This is a genomic window from Oryzomonas sagensis (assembly GCF_008802355.1).
Taxonomy (GTDB): Bacteria; Desulfobacterota; Desulfuromonadia; order Geobacterales; family Pseudopelobacteraceae; genus Oryzomonas; species Oryzomonas sagensis.
Window position 1 is genome coordinate 120,419 of the sequence record NZ_VZRA01000003.1, and the last position, 19,243, is coordinate 139,661.

Sequence of the window (19,243 nt, forward strand, 5' to 3'; positions counted from 1 at the left end):
CTAAAAAAGATCGACATTGTCGCCGAACTCCAAATCGGCGTCCGTGGATGACGGCGCTTCCGGTGCGGCGTCCTTCGGTGTCGCTATGGCACTAGCCATGCCGCGTTTGCGGGCAATCGACTCATGGATGCTGCGTTCGCTCTCCATGGTGTAGCGTTCTTCCATGTGGCGCAGGTTATCCTTGAATTCCGTGCTGGCCGGTTCGAGTTCTCGGGCTTCCCTGACAATGACATCGAGGCGGGACATGACTTCGTCCGTCAGGCTCGCGACCCGCTCGTGGGCGTCCATGCTTCCCGTGGCCTCTTCTATCCTCTCCGTCAGGGTTTGAACCTTGCCGTTGAGGGCGGCCAGCAGGGAGACCAGTTCGCTGTTCATCGTGCCCAGGGAGGCGAGGATCTGTTCGGTTTCCTCTTCCATGGTGGCAACCTTCGCCCCAAGGTGCTCCCGCTCCTGGTTCGCCTCGCCGAAAAGGCGCTCCGTGACATGGTTGATTTGCAACAAGGCCTCCGAAACCGCCGAGGTCTGGGTCACGGCATCAACGGAAAGCCGCTTGATCGCCTCTGCGAGCACCCCCAGGGCGGCGCCCTCGCGGCCGGTGTGGGCCGCTTTGATCTGGGAGTTGAGGGCGATCAGGTCGATCTCCAGGCCGATGTCTTCAATATCCGTTACAAAGCCGGTTACCTCCTGCATCGTATCGGCAACCTTCTTCAGCGTGGCGGACATCTCCTGGTCGGCCAGGGTACATTTGGCCAGCACCGCGGTTACGGTGCCCATGTCGTCGCTGATGGCCCCCACGAACGAACCTCCGGTTGTTGAGTCGGCGATGCCGGTGGTGCTCAGGGTTTCCGAGGTCATTCGAGCCTGTTTCCCGGCCATGTCCCGAAGATTTTCGACGATGGAGCGAACCGCTCCGCAGAGCTCTGATGCCGCATGACGGAGTTGTGCGGATTGCAATTCGCACACGTCGCCGGTTTCCGTGATCAGTTTGTGGGGATCCCCGTTCGTATGAACGGCGGCGGAGAAGCCCTGCAACTTGGCGGCAAGGCATTCCAGGGCCTCCACGATGTGTTCGAACTGCTGACGGGTCATGTCGTGCATCTGCATGGAAGCAACCACTTCGCTGAGATTGCCGGAGACCTCGCCGGAGATGGATGAGATCATGGTGGCGAAGCTGGTACAGCGGTCGTTGACGGAGACCAGTTCTTCCAGGGTGTGGGAGGCGCTCGCGAGGGTCGTGCTCAACTCCCTGTCCTGGTCGGCTTCGCTGGTGCGGACGGTGCGCAGGGTATCGCCGATCATGCCGGCCAGCATCTGCCGGTCGCCCTGGATGCTGGCCGATTTCTCGTGCACCATGTGGGAGAGCTTTTCCACGTCCATGGCCAGGGTCTGGAACCCGAGCCCCAGTTCGCCCAGGCGGGAACTCTCGATCTTCGTCGAGGTGCTCAGCATCCGCAGGATCTTGTACATCTTCTGAAACCCGTCCAGGGGCTCCGTCAAATGGTCGAGGAGTTCCAGGATACGTTCCAGCATGGTGCAGTTCTCATGGCTCTGGGAGCGGGTGCTGGAGAGATAGGCCTCCATATTTCCCATCATCTCGCGCAGACGCTCGACCACCGTCTGGGCCTGCGGGCCGGAGACGGCCTCGACCATCTGGTTGGCCATGGACGTGATCTCTTGGGAACGCTGATAAAAATCCTGCATTTGGGCACCGATCTGAAGAAACTCGTCCTCGGTGGTGCCTGCCAGCTTTTTGAGTGTATCGATTGAGGGGGTTATGACGGAGCGCCACCCGGCAAGTGCCTTTTCGCTGTTCGCTCCGACCTGGGGTATGGTGATGTGCGGTGTTCCAGAGGCCATGGAATGCGTCCTTTATGGGGGTGGAGGAAGTTACAGCAGACCGAGCACCCGTAATTCGTTCATCAGCTTCTGCCTGCCGATCGGTTTGACGAGATAGGCGGTCGCGCCTCCCTTGTAGAATGCCTGAACGACCGTTTGGGGATCGTCCAGAGCGGTGGTCATGATTACCTTGGCCTCCAGTTGCGGGGGAACCTGGAGCGAGCGTTCCAACTCCCGGATACGCCTCAGCGCCTCCTGGCCGTTGACCCCCGGCATCATGATATCCATGCAGATCAGGTCATAGGGGTGCTTGCCCTCGTGGGCCAGCCGAAAGGATGTCACCGCCTCTTCCCCGTTGATGGCGATGTCGCAGTCGAAATGCTTCGACAGCATCTCTTTGAGAATTCGGCGCGAAATGAAGTCGTCTTCCACAATGAGGCATTTCACGAAGGGCTCCTTTTAGTGTAACGTCGTATCTGCCTTGACCTGGAAATGAAAGCTGCATCCGGCGCCTGGCCGGTTTTCAGCCCACAAACGGCCATCCAGAAGGGTGGCGATGTGTCTCGCAATGCTCAGGCCGAGTCCTACGCCACCGAAGCGCCGTGTCAGCGAACTGTCCACCTGGACAAAGGGTTCGAAAATCCGTTCCAGCATGTCGTCGGGGATGCCGCTGCCGCTGTCGCGCACGGTGAAGCATACGCAGGAATCTTCTGGGGACCCCGCGGCAACCTCCAGGCACACCCCTCCGGCGTCGGTAAACTTGAGGGCGTTTTCCAACAGTATCCCCAAGAGCCGGTACAGTTGTTCGCCGTCGCAGGCGATTCTCCGGGGGATGTCCGGCGCGATCCAAACATCGAGGCTGAGTTTTTTTTCGGCGAATCGTTCGCGATGGTCCCGGGCCAACCGCTCCATAGTCGAGGGAAGGTCGAGAAATCCACGCCCGGTCGCCGCCGTATGGCTGAAGCCGTTTCTGAACGAAAGCACCCGATCTACGAGTTCCAGCATCTTTTCGGCCGACTGGCGGGCCATTTCGAGGTATTCTTTCTGAACGCCCGAAGTATCGGTGTCCGCGAGCAGATCAAGCGCCCCGATCACGCCGTTCATGGGGGTGCGCATTTCATGGGTGATGGTCGCCATGAATTCGCTTTTTTCGTTGGCCGCCCCGAGCAGGGCCGTGCGCGTTTTTTCCAACTCCGTCAGGGCATTTTTCAACTCCCCGGTCCGGGCGACAACGGCTGCTTCGAGTTCGGCCCGGTAGTTCTTTTCCATGCGCAGCAACTTCGAGTAGTTGACGGCCTTGGCGACCACGTTCTGCAGGTAGAGCAGGTCGAAAGGCTTGGAGATGAAGTCGAATGCCCCGTTCTTGATGGCGTTGACGGCCACCTGGAACTGGGCGTATCCCGTCATGATGATGATGGGGGTATCAGGCAGACGCCGGTGAATGTCCCCCAGAAAGGTAATGCCGTCCTCGTCCGGCATCATGACATCCGTGATGATCGTATCGAACTGGTCGTCTTGCAGCAGACGGCGCGCCCCGGTGGCATGTCCGGCGGTACTGATCCTGAACCCCGATTGTTCGAGGCCGAAGGTGATCAGGCGCAGAATATCCTCCTCGTCGTCCACGACGAGGATATGGGGAGGCCGACGGTCAAGCGGCCCTGCGGATGAAGTCATGGCTGCCCGGTTAAGTGATCGTGATATGGATTCGCCACATGGCTACTTTTTGAAATCGTTGATGGTAGAGATGACGTAATCCTTCTTGGCCGCGTCTTTCTGATGGCAGCCGAAGCAGGTGCTCACGGGGTCGAGCCCGCTGGGGGCACCGTCGGCGCCATACCCGGCGAACAGCCACCCTCCGGTCGTTTTCATGCGTTTATCCTTGCGCATCAGGACAACCATGTTCTTGGAACCCTCGGCGGGCGAACCTGAGCCGTCCTTGATGTTGAAGTGCTCGATGACGATGGAACTCCCCTCGGCAAAACGGTTGCCGGCCTTATAGCCATTCATGGCCTTTTTGTCGGCGTAGATGTAGTGAATCCCGTAAAAAAGCGAGCTTTTGTCGGTGACGACCTTGCGGCCGCTTTTTTGCCAGGAATGGTACGACTTGGGAAGGGAAGGGGAGGAGGAGCCGGCCCACAGGGCGGCCGGCAGGGAGATAAGGCACAACATAACAACTGCTACGATCCGGTTCATAAATATCACGACTCCTGAAGTAATATGAAAAATAACTTAACATAACTTGCCGGTATGTCCAAATGGTAAATACGTCTCAAACGGCTCGGTCAGATGGTCAAAGGCGCCCAGACGTAGCGCCAAGGCGAACCGCAACTCTGCATTGTCATCCGTCACCAGGACGCTTGGTGCCGTTCTGGTCCACGCAACTCCGGTGTCATCGGCCTGCGCGACACTTAGGGGAGCGAGATGACAAAGGCCCGCAGGTTCCGTCCTTGGTCGTAACGCACAATTCCGGCCCCGTTGCCTACCTTCCCGCGTCGTATGGAAAAGCCATCCTTTTGCTCGTGGGAGGTGATGCGGTAGTCGCCGGTTCCCGCAACTTCGGCCAGGGCCGATTTGAAAAACGCCTCGCTGATGGCACGTCGTTTGGACGCCAGCACCTGGAGGGCTTTGATGCGGCTGCCCGACCTGAGAATGCGGAACTCGTAGTTCGTATCGGCATAGCGCTCCCAGTTCGGTTTCCGGCGGGAATAGGCGTTGTCCCGCCCTTTCGCCGGAATAAACGACGGCAGTTTCATCGTCGCGGCCGGGGCCGCGGCCGTGCGCGAGGCCGATGGGGTCTTCGGGGCGATTGCAACGGGAGAGGGAGCCGGGGGGCGGGGGATGCTCTTTTTGGCCGGAAGGGCAGGGGGCACCGCCGGAGATTTGGCCGCCGGCCGTGACGGTGACTCTGGTGGCGAGGAGACGCTCCCCCCCTGATCGAGCCTGTTCGAGCTCAGCTGCCAGCCGCCGACGGCCAGGCATGCCGCCAGGGAGGCTGCGGCATACTTCAGCCACCTGCCGCGATGCCGGGAGTGGTAGTTGTGTTCAAACGCCTTCAAGAGCTCGGCCGGGATCTCCGCTTTTGCAGGGGCGGCGTCCGCCCCTGTTGGCTCCGCTTCTTCCCGGCCGGGGGGCGCCGTCGCCGCTTTATGCCGGTCCCGGGGGATGTAGATATCGTTCCAGCGGAGCTTGAAGGCCGGTTTGAGTACCACGCGAAGGATACTCTTGGCGAGCTGATCCACGGGCAGGCTCAGGTCGATGGCGTGTTTGAAGCATGGCCCGGCCGGCACGGCGCCGTCGTCCCCCGCGCGCAGCAGGACAAACAGGGACGTTCCCTCTCCCTGCTCCTCCCGGATGAGGTTGGCGATCTCTTCGGCCCCTGTCCCCGCTACCTGTTCCTGGATGCAGAGTACTGACGGTTGGTGGCCGTGGAGTTCCTCCCGGAGGCCTTCGATATGTGCTGTCACGCCGATTTCCAACTTGAGCGACGGCTGGAGCAGATCCTTTATCTGCACCACCTTTGGGTTGTCGGATATGAATAGCAAATCTGGCATAAAATCCCTGGGCAATCGATCTTGTGGTGTTCGCGCCCGGCGGTGCGGGCGTGGGGTGGTCAGTCGGCGAATGCGGCGCTGATGACGGCCTTCTGCTCGTCGGCATGGATACGATGGGAGCCGACGGCGGGACAGCTGTCCTCCGGGCGCCCCACGTAGCGTATCGCCCCCGCTGCCTCGGTCAAATAGCGGCGCAGATAGGGCCATGCCCCCATATTCTCCGGCTCCTCCTGGACCCAGCTGAAGCGGACTCCCGGGGGGAGAGCCCCGACAATCTTCCCGAGCAGGTCCCCGCGCAACGGGTAGAGCTGTTCGATCCTGACGATGGCGGTATCGCTCCGGCCCAGGCGGTCGCGCTCTTCAACCAGTTCATAATAGATCTTGCCGCTACAGGCAAGCACCCGGGTGACGTCGGCGGTGCCGGGGCTGTCCAGGATCACCTCCTGGAAGCCGCCATGCTGCAACTCGTCGAGGGAGGAAACGCAACTCGGGTGACGCAGCAGGCTCTTGGGCGTAAAGACGATCAGCGGTTTCCGGAAGGGCTGCTTGAGCTGGCGGCGCAGCAGGTGGAACATCTGGGCCGGCGTGGAGGGCGTGGCCACCACCATGTTCTCCCGGGCGCACAGTTGCAGATAGCGCTCGATGCGTGCGCTGGAGTGCTCGGCCCCCTGGCCTTCGTAGCCGTGGGGGAGCAGCATGACGAGTCCGCTGGCCCGGTTCCACTTGGTTTCCCCGCTGGCGATGAACTGGTCGATGATGACCTGGGCGCCATTGGCGAAATCCCCGAACTGGGCCTCCCAGATGACGAGGCCGTTGGGGGTTTCCAGGGAATAGCCGTACTCGAAGCCGAGCACGCCGAACTCCGACAGAAGGCTGTCCCAGGCCTGGAAGGTCGCTCCCCCGCGTGCCGTCGTCGCCAGCGGCGTATAAGAGGCGCCGGTGGTGGTGTCGTGCAGGACGCAGTGGCGGTGGTTGAAGGTCCCTCGCCTCGAATCCTGCCCCGAGAGGCGTACCGGCATACCCTCGTCAAGCAGTGTGGCGTACGCCAGCGTTTCGGCGTTGCCCCAGTCCAGTCCGGTCCCGCTCGTCACCGCTTCAAAGCGTTTCTTGATCAAGGTCAGAATCTTGGCATGGGGGGTGAAACCGGGCGGCAGTTCCACCAGGCTTCGGGCGAGGGCCACGAGTTTTTCCCCCGGGACACCGGTTTCGCTGGCGGCGGCGGCATAATCGCGGGCGATATCGCTCCATTGTTGCTGGAAACCGATCTTTGTCGCCTGAGTCTCGGTTTGCAGGGCGTTGTCGAGGCGGGTCGCTATCCCCTGCTCGATGCCGGCCAGCTCCGTCGCATCCAATCCCGCTTCGGCCAGGGTATCGGCGTAAATCCGGTTGACCGTGGGGCGGGCCGTAATCTTGCGGTACATGAGCGGCTGGGTGAAGGCCGGTTCGTCCCCTTCGTTATGGCCATGGCGGCGATAGCAGATCAGTTCGAGCACCACGTCGCGGCCAAAGGCCTGCCGGTATTCCAGGGCCAGGCGGGCGGCGTGCACGGCGGTCTCCGGGGCTTCGCCCTGCACGTGGAAGATGGGGCAGGCCAGCATCTTGGCCACATCCGTGGCATAGCGGGTCGAACGGGCATCCTTGGGGAGGGTGGTGAAGCCGATCTGGTTGTTGAGCACCACATGGATGGTGCCGCCGGTTCCATACCCCTCCAGTTGGGACATGTTGAGCACCTCCATGATGCTCCCCTGTCCCGCAAAGGCTGCGTCGCCATGGATCAACAGCGGCAGCACCCGCTGAGCCCCCCCCTCGCCGTAGCGGGTCTGCCGGGCGCGGCATTTGCCCTCGACCACCGGGTTGACCGCCTCCAGGTGGCTCGGGTTGGAGGTGAGGGTCAGGTGCAGCTTGCCGCCGGGCAATTCGATGTCGGCCGAGTACCCCTTGTGGTATTTCACGTCCCCGTCGCCCAGGAAACCGAATTCCATGGTATCGCGGAATTCGGCGAAGATGTCCTCATAGGGCTTGCCGAAGATGTGGGCCAGCACGTTCAGTCTGCCGCGGTGCGCCATGCCCAGCACCAGGTCGCTGATGCCGGCCGCCGGGCACGCCTGCCTGACCGCATCCAGCACCGGGATCAGGACATCGCCCCCTTCCAGCGAAAAACGCTTCTGGCCGGGAAAGCGACGCTGGAGAAACGACTCGAACAGCGCCGCCTCGTGGAGCTTCTCCAGGATATGCAACCGTTCTCCCGGAGAGAGGTTCGGCCTGTTGCGGCGCGGCTCCATGCGGTCGATCAGCCATTGCCGCTCGGCCGGTTCCTGGATGTGCATGAACTCGACGCCGATTTCCCGGCAGTAGCTCTCCCGCAGGGTCGCCACGATCTCCCGCAGGGTCGCGCTCTGCTTGATGAACCGCCGCGCGGTAAAGCGGGTGTCAAGGTCGTCGTCGCCCAGGCCGAACTCGGAAAGCAGCAGCAGGGGGTGTTCGAGCAGGCAGGGGGAGAGGGGATCGGTGCAGGCCAGCAGGTGGCCGATGTTGCGGTAACGGTAGATGAGCGACTGAACGCCGGACTGTTTCAGGGCGGCGGCCTCGTCCATCACCCCTGGCGTGGCTGGGGCGCCGTTTTCTCTGCCAAGCTCGAAACCGCTGAAAAAATGCTGCCACTCCTCCGCCACTGCCGTGTTGTCCCGCTGCCAGGTTTCATAGAGAGATTCAAGCCATGGACCGGAGAGATTGGAAATGAAGTTTTTTGCCATGTCTGCCTCGTAAGATAAGAATGCGCTGTCGCTACGCGTAGGCTTTCGGGGTAGCCTACCACAAAATGTCCTCTGTTAAGAGCAGAAATTCGTTGCGGCGTTTGGTGGTTGTCCCACAAAATGAAACTCCGGCAGTGTTGCCCCATGGGTCCTCCTCGGGGGGAACCGCCTCTCTGGCGCCGTTGTGCAGGTAGAGCTCAAGCGATATGCACCGGCGCCAGATCAGGCACATGATTTTGGGCTTGACGAGTTTCCTGTTTCGGGATATATAAACAAACTCTTTTATGGTGGCTATGGTGAAGCGGTTAACACATACGACTGTGACTCGTACATGCGTGGGTTCAAATCCCACTAGCCACCCCAAAATAACACATCCCACAAAGGCCTGAAAAGCAGAATATTTCGGCCTTTGTGGGATTTTTTTTGTACAGCTACGCAAGCAGGTAAAAGATGAGTTTCAGTGAATTTATCCGACAGCGTTGTCTCGATATGAGCCTTGGTGTCTTACAAGATGGGTAATCATGTGTCTGCATTTTGCCGTCATTGATCTCACCTCCAGGAGTGAAACTGTATGATGAAACGTTCAGCAATAGCCGCTTTTGCGATCCTCAGCCTCTGTAAGAGCGGGTATGCTCTCGAATTTCAGGCGGTAGGCGGCGCCCTCGGCGTCGGAGGGGCCGGGGTCGCTCGCAGTGACGGCGCCCTGTCTCCGTACTGGAATCCCGCCGGCCTTGCCTTTGCGAAGAAGAGCGTAAGCGTGTCTCTGACTGCCGGTGCCGGCCTTAAACCGGAAAAGAAACTGGCAGAGGATATCGACAATCTTTCAACAACGTACAAGGCCTGGAACAGCAACCAGTCAAACACAACCGCCATCAACAACCTTGCCAATGCCGTTGCCAATGTCTCCGCTTCCGACAACCTCCGGGTCACCGCCAACACCGCTCTCGGCGCCCAGGTCAAACAGTTCGGTTTTGGCGTCTTCGGAACATTTGAAGGGGGAGCGGTTCCGCACACCGTTCCCGTTGACACAACAAACCCTCCCGGCAGTATTACTACGTCGCTGAATAATGACTACGTAACGACACGCGGCATCGCGCTTATCGAAGCCCCCATATCGTACGGGTATCTCCTGGATGTGGGCAAGTTGGGCCACGTCGGCCTCGGCATCACCGGCAAATACCTGTATGGCGAGGTTACTTCGGAAAATCCGAAAATATTTGATAATGGTACGGTCCTCTCCTCGAAAGACCTGACAAAGGACCTGTCCAGAAACCGTAACGGTTCTTCCTCATGGGGGGTCGATCTCGGCGTGATGTGGAAACCGGAAGCTCTTCTGCCGCTTCCGGTTACCGTCGGCCTGATCGGTAAAAACCTCAACGCCCCCTCGTTTTCCGCAAAGAACGGCGACAAGTTCAACGTGGATCCGCAAATCCGTGCCGGGTTCGCTGCGGAGCTCGCGAGCTGGCTGGATGTGGTCGCCGATATCGACGTGATCAAAAATACCACGGTCGTCCGAGGGCTGAAAAGCCAGCTAGTGGGTGGCGGTGCGGAATTTCACCCCTTCCAGTCCCTCAAGCTCCGTGCCGGCGGGTACACCGATCTTTCCGAATCGGGTGGTGCCGTGACCGCCGGTCTCAGTGTCGGCGCCCCGATGATATACCTCGATATCGACGGCGCTTACGGCCTTGGCACCGTTAGATACGACAATCACTCGTATCCATCCGAGGCAAAGGTCCAGTGCAGTCTGAACCTTGCGTTTTAGGCGCTCCCCGGTTCGAATCACGGGACTCTCCCACTGGTGTGCGCGGGGGAGTCTCGCCTCGCTGAATAGAGTCCCGTATAGCAGCCCTCCACGGCGCACCGCAGTATGCGGACGCGTCATGGAGGGTTTTCTGTTGCCTTCGCGCTCTTCTCGCCACTCATTGACCATCAAACAATACCGCAGCTGGTAGCTGTGAGAAATAATTTATACAGCACCGAATCCGGTGAAATGTATAAAAACAAACAACTACGCACGGTTGTGTATTGTTGACCGCTTTAATCGGTATTTTGAAGCTATTCAGCGCCGGGCGATGCACAGGGCGGGGAATGGGTATTTTTATGTGCAATACCGGGGTGTTGAAGGTCGGGTGAACCGGGAGAGGTTCTTGGCATGTCAAATGCTACTCAATCAGGGGGACGTGTATGGACGCGTGCTTCGGGATCCGTTGCTGCTACTCCGTGGTAAAGGTAGGCACGACATGAAATCTGACAAATACAGAACCATATTCCATTGGTTGATCCTGAACTCCATCATCACCATGTGCATCGGCCTCTACCTCTCGACCATCTGCCTCATCCCCTCCTGTTCCCCCCAGCTGCGCAGCATGTTTTTCGATGCGAACATCGATATCATCGTGCCGTATATCATTGCGGCCTTGATCGCAATCCCGATGATATCGCTCCTGTTCTATTGGAAATGGTATGCGGGACGCAAACGGTGACGCCCGCATTACCGGAGAAGCGGGGCGGGGGAGGGTGATCGCAGCGGCGGCTTTTGCGGGAAAAGGGCGGCGGAGGTGGTGTTGGTAAAGGTATAGGACGATACTATCCCCTTCTCGTCGAACAGGATGCGCAAGGTCTCCTGTTCCATGATGTCGAGCATTCCCAGGTAGTGGATGTAATAGAGCCAGATTTCGCCCCCCGCGTGAAGCAGGTATTCCTTTTTGCCCGAGGCCATGGACATGCCGGGGGTCTTGTACCTCAGGTAGGGGGCGCCGTAGAGCTTCACCACCTCCTGCTTGGTCGTTTTCCCCGCGATGAGTTTCTGCTCGGCGTTTTGGGGTGTGATCCTGTAGACGCAGCCGGCAAAAAGAATGGTGGCAACCGCCAGTATGGATGCGGCATGGCGCATGACGCCTCCTTGTTGTGAGTCTCCTAGTATAGCAGGGCAACGCCGACGTTCAAGGGGGAAGACGATGCGGATGGGCCGGATGCCCGCCTGCGGATGTCCGAAAGGAAAACGCTTCCCTGGGGATTCCGGCAAAGCCCTCATTCCTTCTCCGGCCGGAGTTTGGCCCTGTTCATGACTCCCGCATCCCATGCCGACGCCAGTTCTGCGGCTATTCCCGCCCCGTCCCGCGCACAACCGCTCTTGCATCTCCGCCATCATCTGATAAAGTTCTTGGCACTACTATCGACACGTCGATACCGCCAAGGGGCTTCTTCCATGCATGATCAATCGAGCTTACCGGCTATGGGTGGTGAACCGGCCAGCGCCACGCGCATGCCACCCGAACCGAAAGACGAGCGGCATGAAAACCACCAAGTCTGGCAGGATTGGGAACAGACCTTCGATGCCGTCCCCGACCTCATAACGATCATTGACGCCCACTACACCATCCGGCGCGTCAACCGGGCCATGGCGGACCGCTGCGGTCTCCGCCCGGAAGAACTGATCGGGCGGAAGTGTCATGAGGTCATGCATGCATCGCCTGATTCGGCGGGGAGTTGTCCCCATGTCAGGATGATGCAGGATGGGTGCATGCATACGGAGCAGGTTGAAGAGAAGAGGCTGAACGGCATTTTCGAGGTGACGGTATCGCCGATCTATGATGCCGAGGGGGGCTTGACCTCCTGCGTTCACGTCGCGCGTGACATCACGGCTCGCAAAAGGACGGAAGCCTACCGCAGCATGGGACAGGACATACTGCGGGTGCTGAACGAAAAGGGGGACCAGAGCGAGGCCATCCAGAAGGTCATCGGCCTGGTGAAAGCAGCGACCGGGGTTGATGCCGTGGGCATTCGCCTGCAGGACGAAGACGACTTCCCCTACTTCTGCCAGGAAGGTTTCTCCCAGGAATTCCTGCACAAGGAAAATTCGCTTCTGACCAGAACGCGGGATGGGGGGATTTGCCGGGACGAGCGCGGCGATGTCTGTCTGGAATGCACCTGCGGGCTGGTAATCACCGGGAAGGGGGATGCCGCGAGCCCCAATTTTACCAAGGGTGGCAGTTGCTGGACCAACGACTCGTTTCCCCTTCTCCATGCGCCTGCCGCCGAAGACCCCCGGAGCAACCCGCGCAACGAGTGCATACACCAGGGGTTCGCATCGGTCGCCCTGATTCCCATTCGGGCCAAGGGGCGCATTGTCGGACTGTTGCAACTGAACGACCGGAGGACTGGGCGCTTTACCCTTGAGGCCATAGAAACGCTCGAGGGGGTCGCCGAAAACATCGGGGAGGCCCTGTTGCGCAAGCAGGCTGAGGAAAAGCTGATCGCCAGCGAGCGGTTCCTCCGGACGCTGAACGATCAACTCCCCGGCATGGTCAGCTACTGGACCGATGAGCTTCGTTGCCGTTTCGCCAATAAGGCGTATCTGGAGTGGTTCGGCAAGACCCCGGAACAGATGATGGGGATTAGCCTCCAGGAACTGATGGGGGAAGCGGAGTTTCGCAAGTACGAACCCCGCATTCAAAGCGCCCTGCGGGGAGAACCGCAGCGTTTCGAGAGGCCCCTGATAAAGCCGAACGGCGAGACGGGCTACACCTGGACCCATTATGTCCCTGATCTGGTCGGGGGCAAGGCGCAGGGATTCTTTGTGCTGGTTGCCGACTTCACGGAGCTCAAACGGGCCGAGGAGGAGAAGGCCAACCTGGAGGCCCAACTCCAGCAGGCCCAGAAGATGGAGTCGGTGGGCCGGCTGGCCGGCGGCGTGGCCCACGACTTCAATAATTTGCTGACGGTCATTCTGGGGTATGCCCAGATGGGGATCGCCGAGTTGGGGGCGGCGCACCCGTTGCAGACCAAGCTGGAGGAGATCCGCAAGGCCGCCCAGAAGTCCGCCGATCTCACGCAGCAGCTGTTGGCCTTTGCCCGCAAGCAGACCATTGCCCCCAAGGTGCTGAACCTGAATGGAGCTGTGGAGAACACCCTCAAGATGCTGCGGCGCCTCATCGGCGAGGATATCGATCTCGCATGGAAGCCGGCAGACAACCTGTGGCAGGTCAAGTTTGACCCGTCCCAGATCGACCAGATTCTGGCAAACCTGTGCGTCAACGCCCGCGATGCCATCGCCGATGTGGGCAAGATCACCATCGAGACCGGAAACCGCATTTTCGACCAGGAGTATTGCGCCGCCCACATGGGGTTTCTTCCGGGTGAGTACGTGTTGCTTGCCGTGAGCGACGATGGCTGCGGCATGGACAAGGAAACCATGGCGCATGTCTTCGAACCGTTTTTCACGACCAAGGGGATCGGCCGGGGCACCGGCCTGGGCCTGGCGACGGTCTACGGCATCGTCAGGCAGAACAACGGTTTTATCACCAGCTACAGCGAGCTGGGCCAGGGGACGACCTTCAGGATCTACCTGCCCCGGTACGAGGGCGCGGGGGTGCCTGTCCCGGTTGAAGGCTCTGCACAACCGCTCTCCGGGGGGCAGGAGACCATCCTGCTGGTGGAGGACGATACGAGCATCCTGGTCATGACGAAGCTCCTGCTGGAAAAACTGGGATACGCCGTTCTGGCCGCTGGCGGCCCGGACGAGGCGATCCGGCTTGCCCGGGAGAGCACCGTCCCGATCCACCTCCTCATGACCGATGTGGTCATGCCCGGGATGAACGGACGGGAACTGTCCGGAAATCTGGCGCCGCTCTGCCCGGAGATAAAGTGCCTGTTCATGTCGGGATATACGGCGAATGTCATTGTCCATCGCGGTGTTCTGGACGAAGGGGTGCACTTTATCTCGAAGCCGTTTTCCCTGCCCGATTTGGCGGCCAAGGTGCGGGAGGTGCTGGACAGGTGAGGCGCTAGAGGGGAAGCTGTAAAAGCGGAGATCGGGGATTCAGAGGGGAAAGGCCGGCAAACCATGAGCAAAATGATTGGCATCTTGACTTCCGGTGGCGACAGCCCTGGGCTGAATGCGGCAATCCGAGGGGTCGGCAAGGCGCTCCTGGGACGGTACGGCATGAAGGTGATCGGGTTCCGCGACGGCTTTCGCGGCATGATGGAAAACCGGACGCAATTGCTGGATTCGGGCGCGCTCTCGGGCATTCTCACCTTGGGCGGCACCATCCTGGGCACGAGCCGCGACAAGCCCTACGCCATGCCCGTTGCCGGAAAACTGATGGATATGACCGGCGTCATTGTGGAAAACTATCGCAAGCACCATCTGGATGCGCTGGTCTGCCTGGGGGGCGGCGGTACGCAGAAGAACGCCTATCATCTGATGAAGCAGGGGCTGAATGTGATTACCCTGCCCAAGACCATCGACAACGACGTGGCCCTGACCGATGTCTCCTTTGGCTACGACACCGCACTCGGCATTGCCACGGAAGCGGTGGATCGTTTGCACAGTACCGCCCACAGCCACCATCGCATCCTCGTCTTGGAGTTGATGGGCAACAAGGCGGGCTGGCTGGCCTTGGGGGCCGGCATTGCCGGCGGGGCCGATGTCATTTTGATCCCGGAAATACCGTACGATGTGAAACAGGTCGCCGCGGCAATCATGCGCCGCAGTCACAGCGGGCAGGGGTTCAGCATCGTTGCCGTGGCCGAAGGCGCCGTTTCCCGGGAAGACGCCGCCAGGCTGGCCGAAGGCGGCAAGGGCAAGGACAAAAAGAAAAAGGAGCAAAAACAGCAGGCCCTGGAACGGATCGCCGACAGCAAGCCGGGCAACAGCCTGCAACTGGCCCGGCAGTTGGAAGAGCTCACCGGCCTGGAATCGCGCCTCACGATCCTGGGGTACTTGCAGCGCGGCGGGACGCCTTCGGCGGGGTATCGTCTGCTGGCTACACGCCTGGGGACGGCCTGCGCCGACCTCATCAACAAGGGCGAATTCGGCGTCATGGTGGCCGCGCGGGGCGACGGCGTCAAGGCGGTGCCGCTCAAGGACGTGGTGGGGAAGCGCAAGACCGTGCCGCTGGATCACGACTGGGTCAAGAGCGCCCGCAGCGTGCATACTTGTTTTGGGGATTGAGTGGAGGGGAGGCAAAGCATAAAATATGGACTTCACGTATTTACTAGCGTGGTGTTAAGGGTAGCGGCAGAAAAGCTGAGATGTTCCCAATCTTCCCAAGAATGTGGTAAGAATACTGAATGAAAAGATGATAAACATGAAACGAATATCTGACATCTTTGCTATTGACCAAAGGAAAAGGCTTTGCGGGAAAACCCGCAAAGCCTTTATTTATCGATGGTGCCGGAGGCCGGGGTCGAACCGGCATGCCCTTGCGGGCGCTGGATTTTGAGTCCAGTGCGTCTACCAATTTCACCACTCCGGCAGGTCTCGGCACTATACTGTAAGCTTTGTTGCGCGTCAAGAATAAATACCGGGATTCCACGGCTCAGAGGGGCGGGGCGCCACCCTCGAAAAAAATCCTGCAAAAAAATCAAAATAGTATTGACAGTGACGGCGTCATCTGGTAGTTAATTACTTCCTTAGTCAATGGGGCTGTAGCTCAGTTGGGAGAGCGCTTGAATGGCATTCAAGAGGTCGACAGTTCGATCCTGTTCAGCTCCACCAGAAATTCAAGGGGTTAGGCGATACGCCTAGCCCCTTTTTCTGTTCCGATTTGACGCTTTTTGTCACCAGGTGACAAAAACGCCTCCATTCCACGAGGTCATGCCATGTCCATATCCGCCGAACGCACCGATCTGGCCGGCTACGCCTGCACCAGCGCCCAGTCGCGCGGCCGGAAGCATGTCGAGGAATTTCGCGACGACCGCCCGGCTTTCGAGCGGGACCGGGACCGTATCATCCACTGCGCCGCCTTCCGGCGCCTGGAATACAAAACCCAGGTGTTCGTCAACCACGAGGGGGACTATTACCGCACCCGCCTGACCCATTCCCTGGAGGTGGCCCAGATCGGCCGCGCCATCGCGCGCCGTCTGCACCTGAACGAGGAATTGACCGAGGCGCTGGCCCTGGCCCACGACCTGGGACACACCCCCTTCGGGCATACGGGGGAGGAGGTGCTGAACCGGCTCATGGCGGGGCATGGCGGCTTCGAGCATAACCTGCAATCCTTCCGCACGGTGGATGAGCTGGAGGAGCGTTATCCCGAATTCAACGGCCTGAACCTGACCTGGGAACTGCGTGAGGGGATCATCAAGCATTCCAGCCCCTACGATGCCCCGTCGGAGATCATGGCCGGGTTCATGCCCGGCATCGTTCCCTCCCTGGAAGCCCAGATCATCAACTATGCCGACGAGATCGCCTACAATAACCACGATATCGACGACGGCCTCAAGTCCGGGTACATCACCCTGGAGATGCTGGAACATGTGGATATCTGGCGTCAAGCCAGCGACGGGATACGCCGGAAATACCCGGCCATCGACACCAAACGCCTGATGTACCAGACCATCAGCGCCCTGATCGGCCTGTTGATCGTCGATATCTGTGCCACCGTCGTTGCCAACCTGGAGCGGTACGCCATCGTATCGCTGGACGATCTGCGGCGGGCCAACCGTTCCCTGGTGCATTTCAGCGACGGCATCACGGTGCAGAATATGGAGCTGAAGCGGTTCCTGTTCGAGCACCTCTACCGCCATTACAAGGTCGATAAGATGCGGGTCAAGTCGGAGATCTTCATCACCCGGCTGTTCGAGACCTATATCCGTTTTCCGAACCTGCTGCCCCCCAAATACCGGGCGCGGTTCGACCGTTTCGGTCTGGAACGGGTGGTCTGCGATTATATCGCCGGCATGACCGACCGGTTTGCGCTGGATGAATACAAGCGGCTCTTCGAGCCGTACGAGCGGGGCTAAGGGATGCAGCGGACAGAGAAACAGGACGGCACCTACGATTTTTTCGCCTTTTTGGCGCGCATGCGCTATATCAGCCGCTGGGGCCTGATGCGCAATACCGTGCCGGAAAACATCCAGGAGCACAGCCTGGATGTGGCGGTGATCGCCCACGCCCTGGCCATGATCCGCAAGACCTATTTCAAGGGCGACCTGGACCCTGCACGGGCCGCGCTCTTCGGTATCTTTCACGATGCCAGCGAGATCTTCACCGGCGACATGCCCACGCCGGTCAAGCACTTCAACCCCAATTTCAAGCGCTCCTTCCACCAGTTGGAGGACCGGGCGCGCCGCAAGCTCCTGGCCATGCTGCCTCCCGAACTGGCCAAGGAATACGAGCCGCTTTTCTTTTTCGAGGGGGATGAGGAGTACCGTGCCCTGGTCAAGGCTGCCGACAAGATCGCCGCCCTGGCCAAGTGCATCGAAGAGGATAAATCCGGCAACCTCGAATTCCGGCGGGCCGGGGCCGAACACCTGGAGGCGCTCTCCAAGAGCCCGCTGCCCGAGGTGCGCTACTTTCTGGAAAAATTCCTGCCCGGCTACCGGCTGTCCCTGGACGAGTTGCGTCTGGGGTAAGTGCCGCCGGGAGTGTTGCGGCAACAAAAAAACGCGTCCGGTATGTCTGCCGGGCGCGTTTTTTTGTGTATGAGGGGATCAAGGTACTTGAGCCGGGTCAGCGGTCGGCCGACCCCTTGATGGTTGCCGTCAAGCCTTGAAGCAGGGCCTTCCGCGAGGCGGCATCCAGGATGGCATGCGGATGGGCGAGGCGGTACTGGAGCGGCGGCATATCCCCGGACTCCAGCTCTTTGGCCACCCTCTCGGGCTTCTCGCCCTTGCCCGCGCCCCCCTGCCAGGCGGAGAAATTCAGTTCCTGCCTGGCTTCGGCCACATCGTGGTAGACCAGCCAGGAGATCGGTGCAATCCGTGAATACCAGGGCCAGACGGTTTCGTTGCTGTGGCAGTCGAAGCAGGCCTGTTTTGCGAGGTCGTGCGTGGCTGGGCTGTCCCAGGCCGGTTCACGGACTAACAGCGGGTTTGTATGATCCTTCCCGTAAGGTACCAGTTGTGCGGCCGCGGCAAGGACGATGATGATGACCAATGACTTCCTGACGATGCTCATGGGTATGCTCCTTTGTGGAATAGGGTCGTCTGATTGCTGCGTCGGCCCGGAATTACGCGATAAGGTACGGGGTGACTGCCGCCTCGTTCAGGTCGTTCGCAACGGTGATGATCTCTTCGGCGCCGTTGCAGCGGACTTTGACCCGGCAGGCGGCGGTCTGCTCGGCCTTGGTGTAGCGCAAAAGGATGCGCGCCGCCAGCCCGATGCCGGCGGGGTCCTGATCGCCGATGATGACCCCTGCGGGCGTATTGCCGTCCATCCAGGTAATGGCCGTCTCGCCCGTCTGCATAACGTTTTCCAGGAGATTGTTATCCGCCTCGTTGCGTCCGATGATGACCTTGGTGCGCGCTCCGATGCGGAAGTGGCGGCCGATCTTGAGCAGACGGCAATCCCGCAGGTTGAGCTCGTCGCTGTGGTCGAAGATATCCCGGACCTTGGGAACGAAGGAAAGCTCGGTCAACAGGCAACCGCCGGCGGGGCAGGGGTAGTTCCTCACGTCCATCTCGTCGGCGAGCTGAATCTGATCCTTGCGGGAGCGTCCCCTGATGGCGAGGAGTTTTTCCCGGTCGATCCACCCCTCACGCTCGGGGAGGGTCGGAGGGAGGAAATGGGCCGACAACGGACGCAGCAGCAGGTCTTCCAGGCCGCTTTCCCGCTCGATCACCCGCATGGCATCGCGGCGCTGGCTCATGGGCCGCTGTCCGAGCACCTCTCCGGTGAAAACGAAGTCGGCGCCGCTCTCGGCCATGTATTCCTTGGCCTTGCGCAGCAGGTAGATGCGGCAATCGATGCAGGGGTTGATCCCCTTGCCGTAGCCGTGGCGCGGATTGCGGACCACCTCCAGGTAGTCGAGCCCCTTGTTCATGACCTTGATGGGGATCTGGAACTCCTCGGCCACCCGGACCGCCTCGGACTTGCAGCCGGCGTTCTTTCCGGTGCAGGTACAGAAGGGGGAGGTAAAGTTGAGGGCCTCCACGTCAATGCCCAGGTCGAGCATCAACTTGACGGCAAGGGTGGAATCGAGCCCGCCAGAGAGGAGGGCCAGTGCTTTGCGTTTCATCTTGAACTCCTGGGGCTCCATGATACGGCCTATCGTGAACGGAAGGTGTCGCATCACAGGACCAATGGTATTTTTCAGGTGATTCCGGGCGATAATTTGCGGCAGCCCATTACGTTCCTACCAAACTGCAGCGTAATCC

15 protein-coding genes and 3 tRNA genes are annotated in these 19,243 nt (G+C 60.0%); 8 read left to right on the forward strand and 10 right to left on the reverse strand.

Features of this window, described 5'->3' with window-relative positions; translation table 11 throughout:
- The 6 genes from F6V30_RS11385 to F6V30_RS11410 form a co-directional block, all read right to left on the reverse strand.
- Entirely contained in the window at positions 1 to 1,857 is a 1,857-nt protein-coding gene (locus F6V30_RS11385; RefSeq protein ID WP_151157084.1) for a methyl-accepting chemotaxis domain-containing protein, read from the reverse strand.
- A 30-nt stretch (positions 1,858 to 1,887) separates the two neighbouring features.
- Complete coding sequence (locus F6V30_RS11390; RefSeq protein ID WP_151157085.1) at positions 1,888 to 2,283, reverse strand: response regulator; 396 nt, start codon at positions 2,281 to 2,283, stop codon at positions 1,888 to 1,890.
- A 12-nt stretch (positions 2,284 to 2,295) separates the two neighbouring features.
- Entirely contained in the window at positions 2,296 to 3,510 is a 1,215-nt protein-coding gene (locus tag F6V30_RS11395) for a hybrid sensor histidine kinase/response regulator (protein ID WP_151157086.1), read from the reverse strand.
- Positions 3,511 to 3,552: 42 nt separating this feature from the next.
- On the reverse strand, positions 3,553 to 4,029 hold the full coding sequence (locus tag F6V30_RS11400) for a cytochrome P460 family protein (protein WP_151157087.1): 477 nt from the start codon (positions 4,027 to 4,029) through the stop codon (positions 3,553 to 3,555).
- A gap of 215 nt (positions 4,030 to 4,244) precedes the next feature.
- Positions 4,245 to 5,387 (reverse strand): hypothetical protein, encoded by a 1,143-nt coding sequence (locus F6V30_RS11405; RefSeq protein WP_151157088.1) that lies wholly within the window; start codon positions 5,385 to 5,387, stop codon positions 4,245 to 4,247.
- A 59-nt stretch (positions 5,388 to 5,446) separates the two neighbouring features.
- Positions 5,447 to 8,140, reverse strand: coding sequence for a 2-oxoglutarate dehydrogenase E1 component (locus tag F6V30_RS11410; protein ID WP_151157089.1), 2,694 nt, complete (start codon positions 8,138 to 8,140; stop codon positions 5,447 to 5,449).
- 287 nt (positions 8,141 to 8,427) lie between these two features.
- Here F6V30_RS11410 and F6V30_RS11415 point away from each other — a divergent pair.
- The 3 genes from F6V30_RS11415 (at position 8,428) to F6V30_RS11425 (ending at position 10,623) form a co-directional block, all read left to right on the forward strand.
- Positions 8,428 to 8,503: transfer RNA gene (locus tag F6V30_RS11415), tRNA-His, on the forward strand.
- Between the two features lie 208 nt (positions 8,504 to 8,711).
- The gene (traF, locus tag F6V30_RS11420) at positions 8,712 to 9,902 is read left to right on the forward strand and encodes a conjugal transfer protein TraF (RefSeq protein WP_151157090.1); all 1,191 of its coding nucleotides are present in this window, start codon (positions 8,712 to 8,714) and stop codon (positions 9,900 to 9,902) included.
- A gap of 478 nt (positions 9,903 to 10,380) precedes the next feature.
- A complete protein-coding gene (locus tag F6V30_RS11425) occupies positions 10,381 to 10,623 on the forward strand; it encodes a hypothetical protein (RefSeq protein WP_151157091.1) in 243 nt (80 codons plus the stop codon).
- Positions 10,624 to 10,631: 8 nt separating this feature from the next.
- Here F6V30_RS11425 and F6V30_RS11430 read toward each other — a convergent pair whose 3' ends face one another.
- A complete protein-coding gene (locus F6V30_RS11430) occupies positions 10,632 to 11,033 on the reverse strand; it encodes a hypothetical protein (RefSeq protein WP_151157092.1) in 402 nt (133 codons plus the stop codon).
- A gap of 315 nt (positions 11,034 to 11,348) precedes the next feature.
- Here F6V30_RS11430 and F6V30_RS11435 point away from each other — a divergent pair, with 315 nt between their 5' ends.
- Both F6V30_RS11435 and F6V30_RS11440 read left to right on the forward strand, forming a co-directional pair.
- Complete coding sequence (locus F6V30_RS11435; protein WP_191965665.1) at positions 11,349 to 13,922, forward strand: PAS domain-containing protein; 2,574 nt, start codon at positions 11,349 to 11,351, stop codon at positions 13,920 to 13,922.
- A 63-nt stretch (positions 13,923 to 13,985) separates the two neighbouring features.
- Positions 13,986 to 15,095, forward strand: a complete 1,110-nt coding sequence (locus tag F6V30_RS11440) for a 6-phosphofructokinase (RefSeq protein WP_151157093.1) — start codon at positions 13,986 to 13,988, stop codon at positions 15,093 to 15,095.
- A gap of 217 nt (positions 15,096 to 15,312) precedes the next feature.
- Here F6V30_RS11440 and F6V30_RS11445 read toward each other — a convergent pair.
- Positions 15,313 to 15,399, reverse strand: a tRNA-Leu gene (locus tag F6V30_RS11445).
- Positions 15,400 to 15,565: 166 nt separating this feature from the next.
- On the opposite strand from F6V30_RS11445, the gene F6V30_RS11450 reads away from it, so the two are divergent.
- The 3 genes from F6V30_RS11450 (at position 15,566) to yfbR (ending at position 17,500) form a co-directional block, all read left to right on the forward strand.
- Positions 15,566 to 15,641, forward strand: a tRNA-Ala gene (locus F6V30_RS11450).
- 104 nt (positions 15,642 to 15,745) lie between these two features.
- A complete protein-coding gene (locus F6V30_RS11455; RefSeq protein WP_151157094.1) occupies positions 15,746 to 16,888 on the forward strand; it encodes a deoxyguanosinetriphosphate triphosphohydrolase in 1,143 nt (380 codons plus the stop codon).
- Positions 16,889 to 16,891: 3 nt separating this feature from the next.
- On the forward strand, positions 16,892 to 17,500 hold the full coding sequence (yfbR, locus tag F6V30_RS11460) for a 5'-deoxynucleotidase (RefSeq protein WP_151157095.1): 609 nt from the start codon (positions 16,892 to 16,894) through the stop codon (positions 17,498 to 17,500).
- 97 nt (positions 17,501 to 17,597) lie between these two features.
- Here the strand turns inward: yfbR and F6V30_RS11465 are convergent, their stop codons facing one another.
- Complete coding sequence (locus F6V30_RS11465) at positions 17,598 to 18,044, reverse strand: heme-binding domain-containing protein (RefSeq protein ID WP_151157096.1); 447 nt, start codon at positions 18,042 to 18,044, stop codon at positions 17,598 to 17,600.
- A 52-nt stretch (positions 18,045 to 18,096) separates the two neighbouring features.
- On the reverse strand, positions 18,097 to 19,104 hold the full coding sequence (locus tag F6V30_RS11470; RefSeq protein ID WP_151157097.1) for a hypothetical protein: 1,008 nt from the start codon (positions 19,102 to 19,104) through the stop codon (positions 18,097 to 18,099).
- Positions 19,105 to 19,243 lie beyond the last annotated feature (139 nt).

What these genes read in the sequence shown, in the direction of transcription:
- F6V30_RS11385 (WP_151157084.1), bottom strand. Translation starts at nt 1,857, where the DNA reads ATGGCCTCTGGAACACCGCACATCACCATACCCCAGGTCGGAGCGAAC.
- F6V30_RS11395 (WP_151157086.1), bottom strand. Translation starts at nt 3,510, where the DNA reads ATGACTTCATCCGCAGGGCCGCTTGACCGTCGGCCTCCCCATATCCTC.
- F6V30_RS11400 (WP_151157087.1), bottom strand. Translation starts at nt 4,029, where the DNA reads ATGAACCGGATCGTAGCAGTTGTTATGTTGTGCCTTATCTCCCTGCCG.
- F6V30_RS11405 (WP_151157088.1), bottom strand. Translation starts at nt 5,387, where the DNA reads ATGCCAGATTTGCTATTCATATCCGACAACCCAAAGGTGGTGCAGATA.
- F6V30_RS11410 (WP_151157089.1), bottom strand. Translation starts at nt 8,140, where the DNA reads ATGGCAAAAAACTTCATTTCCAATCTCTCCGGTCCATGGCTTGAATCT.
- traF (WP_151157090.1), top strand. Translation starts at nt 8,712, where the DNA reads ATGATGAAACGTTCAGCAATAGCCGCTTTTGCGATCCTCAGCCTCTGT.
- F6V30_RS11425 (WP_151157091.1), top strand. Translation starts at nt 10,381, where the DNA reads ATGAAATCTGACAAATACAGAACCATATTCCATTGGTTGATCCTGAAC.
- F6V30_RS11430 (WP_151157092.1), bottom strand. Translation starts at nt 11,033, where the DNA reads ATGCGCCATGCCGCATCCATACTGGCGGTTGCCACCATTCTTTTTGCC.
- F6V30_RS11435 (WP_191965665.1), top strand. Translation starts at nt 11,349, where the DNA reads ATGCATGATCAATCGAGCTTACCGGCTATGGGTGGTGAACCGGCCAGC.
- F6V30_RS11440 (WP_151157093.1), top strand. Translation starts at nt 13,986, where the DNA reads ATGAGCAAAATGATTGGCATCTTGACTTCCGGTGGCGACAGCCCTGGG.
- F6V30_RS11455 (WP_151157094.1), top strand. Translation starts at nt 15,746, where the DNA reads ATGTCCATATCCGCCGAACGCACCGATCTGGCCGGCTACGCCTGCACC.
- yfbR (WP_151157095.1), top strand. Translation starts at nt 16,892, where the DNA reads ATGCAGCGGACAGAGAAACAGGACGGCACCTACGATTTTTTCGCCTTT.
- F6V30_RS11465 (WP_151157096.1), bottom strand. Translation starts at nt 18,044, where the DNA reads ATGAGCATCGTCAGGAAGTCATTGGTCATCATCATCGTCCTTGCCGCG.
- F6V30_RS11470 (WP_151157097.1), bottom strand. Translation starts at nt 19,104, where the DNA reads ATGAAACGCAAAGCACTGGCCCTCCTCTCTGGCGGGCTCGATTCCACC.